We start from the raw sequence: 7,315 nt of genomic DNA on the forward strand, positions 1-7,315 counted from the left end.
CTCTCCCATGCCGCCCTTCAGGTGGGTGTCGGCAGAGCAGTATTTGAGTACGGCGCCCTCCCTGACGTATATGGGCATGGTGGCCAGGTCTATGTCTCTGGTGATCCACATGCCGCAGGAGTCGAGCTTTTCTTTGGTGAAGTAGTCGAACCACACGCCCCGGGGCAGATATACGTCTCTGGTCGCGCTCTTTGAGAGAGGCTTCAGGACGGGGGCGATGAGCAGACTGTCGCCGAAGAGATACTGGTCGTCTATGGTCCTCACGTTCCTGTCCTCCGGGTATTCCAGATACAGGGCCCTCATCATGGGGAGGCCGGTCCGGGTGCACTTTTCCGCCTCCTCGTAGATGTAGGGCATCAGCGAATAGCGGAGCTTGTCATAGCGGCGGAATATCTCCAGAGCTTCCTGTGAGAAGGCCCAGGGCTCCCTGTGGGTGGTGTCGCCGGCGCCGTGGCACCGGGAATGTGACGAGAAGAGCCCCAGCTGGGCCCAGCGGATATATAGCTCGTCGTCGGGAAGGCCGATGAAGCCGCCTATGTCGTGGCTGAAAAAGGGAATGCCGCTCATGCCTATGCTGAGGGCGCCCCGCAGGGTCCCCGCCAGATCTTCAAAGGTGCACTGGCTGTCGCCGCCCCAGTGGAGGGGGAACCTCTGGGAGCCGGCAGTGCCGCTGCGGGCCCAGACTATGTTGTCCTTTGAGGCATTGAACACAGTGTAGTTATAGACCAGAGTGTAGAGGTTGTGGAACAGCCTGCCGTCCACGTTTTTGAACAGGGCGTCCTCGGGGATGCCTTCGCCAAAATCCGTCTTGATGACCGAAGCCCCCATATCCATCAGGGCCTTTATCTTGCCTGCGTACCACTTGCGGGCCTCGGGGTCGGTGAAGTCCACTATCACGTCCTCGGTAAAGCCGCCGGAATGGTTTTTGGAATACTGATAGGGAGTGCCGTCCTTGTCCAGGGCCAGATAGCCGCGCTCCACCGCCTCTTTGTAATGGTCGTTGTTGTCCCGGGGCGGGATGAAGTTGTACTGCCACAGGGACACGTTGAAGCCCTGCTCCATGAGCCGGGCCATATGCTTCTCGGGCTCGGGGAAGCGCTCCTCCGAAAACTTCAGATCGCAGTTCCAGTCCTCCGCAAACCAGGCGGTGTCCAGATGGATCACGTCACAGGGAACGTCGTTCTCCCTGATCTCCCGGGCGATCTGCTCCGCTACGTCCCAGGAGGTGTAGCTGTTGCGGCTCATCCACAGGCCAAAGGACCACAGAGGCGGCAGCTTGGCAAAGCCCGTCAGATAACAGTAGCCCTTCAGGATCTCCTTTGGGGTCCTGCCGGCTATGACAAAGTAGTCCAGCTGACCGTCCCATACTCCGAATTGCAGGGAGCCGGCGGACAGGGTGCCTATCTGCCAGTCGGTCCGGGCAGCGGAGTTGAGAAACAGGCCGTAGCCTCCGGTGGACATGAAAAAGGGTATGTTGATGTAGGTCCGGGGAGTGGCGGTGCCCAGACAGTCCTTGTTGTGAAAATCCACCGCCCGGCCATTGCGGGTCAGGCTGTCAAAGCGCTCGCCCAGGCCGTAGATCACTTCGTCGTTGTCCAGCTCCAGGGCTTCAAAGCAGGCTGAATATTCGCCGTCCTTGCTCAGGCTCAGATCGTAAACGTCGGCTATGGTGAACCCGGACTTGCGCTGGGCAAAGAACCCGGTCCCGTCGCTGTAAAAGCCGGATATCCGCGCGGTCTCCGGGTCTATGCGCACCTGCATGGACGGGGTCATCAGGGTGTTGTTGACAAATGCGAACTCCACCTTTTGCCGGTCGCCGATGAGCATCCGCGCCTCGGCCGGCAGGCCGGAGTAGGGGTCCCTGATCTCCTTTTCCCCGGAAAAGACTATCCTGAAAATGCTGTCGGTCCACAGCTGTATATGGATATACAGAGGAGCCCCGTCCCCCTCGGCGGGGTTGTTGAAGTTGAGGGGGGTCTCATGGGTGTAGCCATGCTCTGTCCTTCGTGTCTCGGCGGCGCAGGTGATGATGACCCCGCTGTCCGTGACCTCTGTGTCCTGTATTCCCTTTACCCTGCGCCTCCCCTCGGGACTCATCCTGAAAGAGTCCAGGGGACCGCGCGGCGCGCTGGCCGGGGCTTCGGGAAAGGGCGCGCCCGGCGCGCCTGTCGCCGTTGCGGCGCTGCTTTGAGTGTGGCTGTTTAGCTGCGGAACGTTTGACGTGTCGTTCATAAGTATCTCCGTTGGGGCGGCTCCGGCCGCCGCTTGTAAAACTTCACTACCATTATACCACGATTTGCCTGCCTTCCCCACGTTTTTCCGCTTTTTTCACTCTCCGGCGGTGCGGAAACGCTGTCACCGCTCGCTCCGCGCGTCGCGCTCTTCCCGTCACCTCGGCGCAAACGGCATATGTCAAACGCCTTGGCGTCTGGCCGGCCGGGGTAAGGGATCCACCGGGGTTCCCCAAAAATAAAGGTATTCGCGGGGTGGTGCGCAGGGTCCGCCAGCATAGCTCACGGCGTCATCTCGGCGGAAAATGAATACCGATGAAACGCGAATGAGTTTCAGGCATTTTCCGGTAAGAGATCTTCGGGGGCACCGCGTGCCACCTTCCTTTCGCCGTCAGGCGCAAGGCGCGTGGGGGAGCCGTACAAAAGGCCGTGAGCGGTGGCTATAGGAGAGGGCCTCCGGAGAGGGGTCCGCCTGTCGCGTTCCTTGCTCCGGCTATGCCGGAGACGACAGGTGGAAGGGGCCGTATCGCGGGGCGTTTATACACTTGTCCCCGGAAAGCCCGTAAAAGTATTGTGTGAAACGAATTCCGCAGGACCGCAGGTCCGCGTTTTGACCGATAAAAGGGAGTGCGCTCAAAAAGAAAAAGCGCCCCCGAAGGGGCGCAAGCGTATTAGAGGCGAAGGCGTCCCTTTATATTAGTTGTTGACAACTATATTATACCATTCCCGGATAATACTGTCAATACCAAATATAGATAACTGTCTATATTTCCGGATAAAAATTTTTGCCGGGTCCCCGCGCCGGAGGACATCCGGGGCAAAAAAACCGGGGGAGCGGAACGCTCCTCCCGGATCTGTTTTTTTCTGCGCTACTGCACCTTCACCTTGCACTTGACGGTAAAACCGCCATCCTTGGTTTTGGCCCGGATAGTGGTTGTGCCTGCCTTGACGCCCTTCACCACGCCTGCGGAGGTCACAGTGGCTATACTCGTATCATAGCTCGTCCATGTGACAGTCTTGTCCGTAGCGTTGGAGGGCGCCACGGTTGCCGTGAGGGTCAATGTCTTGCCCTTTTCCAGCGAAACGGACGTTTTATTTATTTTCACGCCGTTGACCGCGATTTTCGGATCCTGCACCTTCACCTTGCACTTGGCGGTATAGCCTCCGTCCTTGGTCTTCACACGGATAGTGGTGGTACCGGGCTTTATGCCTTTCACTACGCCGGCGGCGGACACGGTGGCTATGCTCGTATCATAGCTTGTCCAGGTAAGGGCCTTGTTGGTGGCGCCGGAAGGGGAAACGGTAGCCAGCAGGGTCTCCGATTTTCCGGTGGTGAGGGTCAGGCTCGTTTTGTTGAGGGCAACTCCAATAACGGGCACCTTTGGGTCGGCGACCTTCACCTTGCACTTGGCTGTGAAGCCGCCGTCCTTGGTCTTCACCCTTATTGTGGTGGCGCCGGGGGCTACGCCCTTTACGTTGCCGTCGGCGTCAACCGTGGCTATGGATTCGTCATAGCTGAGCCAGGTGACGCCCTTGTTGAAAGCGTTGTCGGGAGTGACAGCGGGGGTCAGCTGCTCGCTCTTGCCCGTTTCCAGAGAAAGAGAGGTCTTGTTTAGGGTTATGCTGCTGGGGCTTTTAAACTCTTTTCCCTTTATATATAACGTATAACCGTTAAGCAGAACATTACCTTCATTATCGATGCTGCTTAAATAAGTATCACCAGATAATACCCACAAACTATCTACATCAATTTTAACGCTAAAGAAAGTAGGCGTTCTACTGTATGAAGTATTATATGAAGGAATACTAAACTTTAAATCACTATTACGAAGTTCAATATAATGGCTATAAGCCGAAGATGAACTTGACCCTCCTGCCCCACTGGCTCCAATAACACCTAAATCAAGATCACAATTATAAATAATAAGATTACAGTCACTTGGACCGAAATTAATAGCATAGTCGTTGTCTTTAATTACTTTGCAATTATCAATAAAGAGTTGCGCACCCCCGGATATAGCTATACCTCCAAGTACTTCACAATCGATTAAGTTCAAGAGCCCGTTACTTCTTAAATTTACAGCATAACCTTGTTTGCTTTCTAATACCGCATTTTTGATTTCACTTTTGGAGCAGTTGCCATAAGCATATTTAGCAGTTAGCGACCTCTCTGATTCTATTTTAAAATTGCCATTATTATCATACTTGCCAGAATCAAAGACTTTGAATGTGTACTTCTTTTGCGCCTCAGCAAAAACATCTACACAATGAGCACCTATGCCTTCTGTATAATACTTGCCACCAAAAATACTAAACCCGCTCCCGCTTACTGCATACGAATAATTACCGAAAGTCTGAACATTAGTGTTTTCGGCATAAAAACAATCTGCAACTATTCCGTCTCCATAATCGCCATATTTGTTTATGTTTGTATTCTTTATGGTAAAACACCGCTGCGGGTCGATTTGAATAACATCTGAGCTATTATCATCTATCAAACAATTAAATGAACACGGAAATCCTTCTTGGAAATATATACCGCTTGTATTTCTGCCTGAAACAAAAATATTACCGTTCACTATTCCTGATGGAGCGAAATTCAAGTCGTATTGATAATAGCGTCTGTAAAGATTGTTGTAGTCCTCTATGATATTATAAATAACTGGTGCAGGATTTCCTTTTACTATAACACCATGAGAGTTGTTAGCGTTTACAGTAGGACTATAAACAGTTGTATCATCATCTGCCGAAAGCTGAATCGTAAGACTGTCATATTCTTCGGCGCAGATGCAGCCTGCCAAAAGCAGGAAGAGAAGGGCGGCAAGGGCGCCCGGTTTCAAGAATTTTGCAAATGATGTATACATGCAAACCTCCGTTTGTTGCAGAGCCATCGGCTCAAAAAAATCAAATATTATTATACTATAAAAAACATATATTCTGCAAGCGCAGGGCGGCGAAGAGCGCTTTTCCGCCGGGCCGATGCGTCTGTGTCCCCTTGCGTTATCATACTTGGAGCGCTCTGAGAACTGCTCTGCCTCTGACACGGGATCTCTTTCCGGTCCCGCTTACGCGTGACCGTCGAGATGACAGCGTTCTCCTATGAGGACACTGTCTTTGAGTGAATTGTCAAAAAAGCGGGTCCCGGAAGGGACCTGCTTTTGTGTTCCGGCGGAAGTCAGGATACGAGCCGGGCGAAAAAGGCTTTTATGCTCGCCATTATGACGGTAAAAAGGCCGGGCCTGGCTTCTGATTTGGTTTCCGGCTTGGCTTCCGGCTTTGCCTTTGCTTCGGGTGCGGCGTATCCGGGGCAATAGACGGGCGCGTATGCCGTGGTCGGGGCGCTGTTGGCCATGTTCATATACTTCTCCGGCACTATGTCGGCAGTTTTTGCCGGTTTGAGCTCGTAATCCTTGTCATACTTCGGTTCGATCCGGCCCTGGCTGTAGCACCACATACGGTGTCTTTTTGACATGTCTCTGGCGCAAAAGTCTGTTTTGGGGGAACTTATACCGTTCCACCACAGCAGGCTGCCTTCTCCCCTCCATATTTCATTGAGGATAAAATCGTTGTAGTCCGGGGGCTGTTGTATCCTGTTTTTGTTTCTGGTGACGTCCAGCTTGGACGGACGCAGCATCCAGTGTTCAAGGCAGCCGTCCGGGTAGGCGTGCCGCACTATGTTGTCTGTCAGGATCGTTACTGTCGGATAACCTGCGGTAACAGGGGGAAAGGCGCTCCATCTTGAATTTTCTGTTTCTCTTATCCAGTTGAGCCGCCTGGCGCCGGCGCTTTTCTGTATTAATCTGCCACCGGACAGCTGTGAATAAAGCGCGTTTTCGGCGCTTACTATCAAAAACCTGCCGTCGGGGAGCTGCATGACGTCGGGGCGGTCGATCTCTTCTTTTTTGCGCTGCACAAACTCCTTATTGCCGCGGGCCCACGTGTCACTGTACCATATGACGCTGCCCTTGTGTCTCAGGACCAACAGGTATCTGTCGTCATTGCGCCGGTAGGACTTCGGAAAAATGTTTTTTTCGGCTTCCGGGCCGTCTTTGTCCGGCTTCGGCAGTTGGTAGACCTCCAGAACAAAGTCCCGCTTCAGACTCTCGGATCCAACCAAAGGGTATTCGGTGATCCTGTCATTCATATGCTTTTCCACAATTTCGGCGGTGGGGTTCTTAAAGTTAAAGAACCTATAGTATGTTTCGGGCCAATTCGGATTGCGTTCAGAATCGGAGATGAAAATGATTTTGGCGTCGGCAGGATCATTTGTGTTGATATAAAACGTGGTTAATGCCTTGGGATCGTTTTTGTCGCAGTATTCCGAAAGGAACGGCGGCACGTTTTTGACTTCGATTTCCCCGTTGGCTAAAGCTCTGTCCTCGTCAGCCCGGACGCCAACAACAGAAAGCGCCGAAAGCAGCAGGCACATTATGGTGATGAGTGTGTTTTTCATGATGGTTTGCTCCTTTTTGCATTCGTGTCAAATCTATAGTGATCGGCTGATGTTATTATGATAATAGCATATTTCTTTCGCCGCGTCAATATGGAAGAAAAACCCTTATTTTGACGCTGTGTTTGACCTTATGGCCGTCCGCGCCGGGATGACGGCAGAGGATGGGCCGGGATGACGCGGGCTTGTGACCGGAAAAAAAGCGTCCGGTGTGTCCGGACGCCTTTGCCTTGCAGCGGTCGTTGCTTCTTATTTCTGAAAGCCGTTGACCTCAAATATGTATATCTCGCCCTGCTCCAGCGCGGGAGTCTCCAGCGAACAGGCGCCTTTGTCCTTGTAAATATGCCTGGCGCCCTTCAGCTTTTCGCTCACGGGCTTGATCACGTATTTGCCGTGGGGGCCCATCCACATATCCAGATCCACGCTGAGGGTCTTGCCGCTTTTGCCGCCGGCGGTGTTCAGCACCAGTATGAGGGCGTTGTCACCGTAGATGTAGGCGGACACCTTGGTGGCTCCGCTGACGAATTCGGTGGAGATACAGTCGCCTATGAGCCTGCCCTCGGTGAAATAGGGCATGTATTTTTGTTTTATGCCCCAGCAGGTCCTGAGGGCTTCGGACAGCTGCGGGATGTCC

Annotated in this window: 4 protein-coding genes; all 4 read right to left on the reverse strand. The window is 53.2% G+C overall.

Annotated features, from left to right (window positions below; translation table 11 throughout):
- Positions 1 to 2,097 (reverse strand): hypothetical protein (locus IK083_07500; GenBank protein ID MBR4749396.1); only part of this gene is annotated, 2,097 nt, incomplete at its 3' end.
- Between the two features lie 1,003 nt (positions 2,098 to 3,100).
- Positions 3,101 to 5,095: an Ig-like domain-containing protein gene (locus IK083_07505; protein MBR4749397.1), complete on the reverse strand. Its 1,995-nt coding sequence runs from the start codon at positions 5,093 to 5,095 to the stop codon at positions 3,101 to 3,103.
- A 311-nt stretch (positions 5,096 to 5,406) separates the two neighbouring features.
- Complete coding sequence (locus tag IK083_07510) at positions 5,407 to 6,684, reverse strand: hypothetical protein (GenBank protein ID MBR4749398.1); 1,278 nt, start codon at positions 6,682 to 6,684, stop codon at positions 5,407 to 5,409.
- A gap of 246 nt (positions 6,685 to 6,930) precedes the next feature.
- The coding region (locus IK083_07515) for a hypothetical protein (GenBank protein MBR4749399.1) at positions 6,931 to 7,315 on the reverse strand (385 nt) is incomplete at its 5' end.

This window comes from Abditibacteriota bacterium, assembly GCA_017552965.1.
Taxonomy (GTDB): domain Bacteria; phylum Armatimonadota; class UBA5829; order UBA5829; family UBA5829; genus RGIG7931.

Bases quoted from the DNA above. Each gene is read 5' to 3' on its own strand.
- IK083_07505 (MBR4749397.1), bottom strand. From the start codon at position 5,095: ATGTATACATCATTTGCAAAATTCTTGAAACCGGGCGCCCTTGCCGCC.
- IK083_07510 (MBR4749398.1), bottom strand. From the start codon at position 6,684: ATGAAAAACACACTCATCACCATAATGTGCCTGCTGCTTTCGGCGCTT.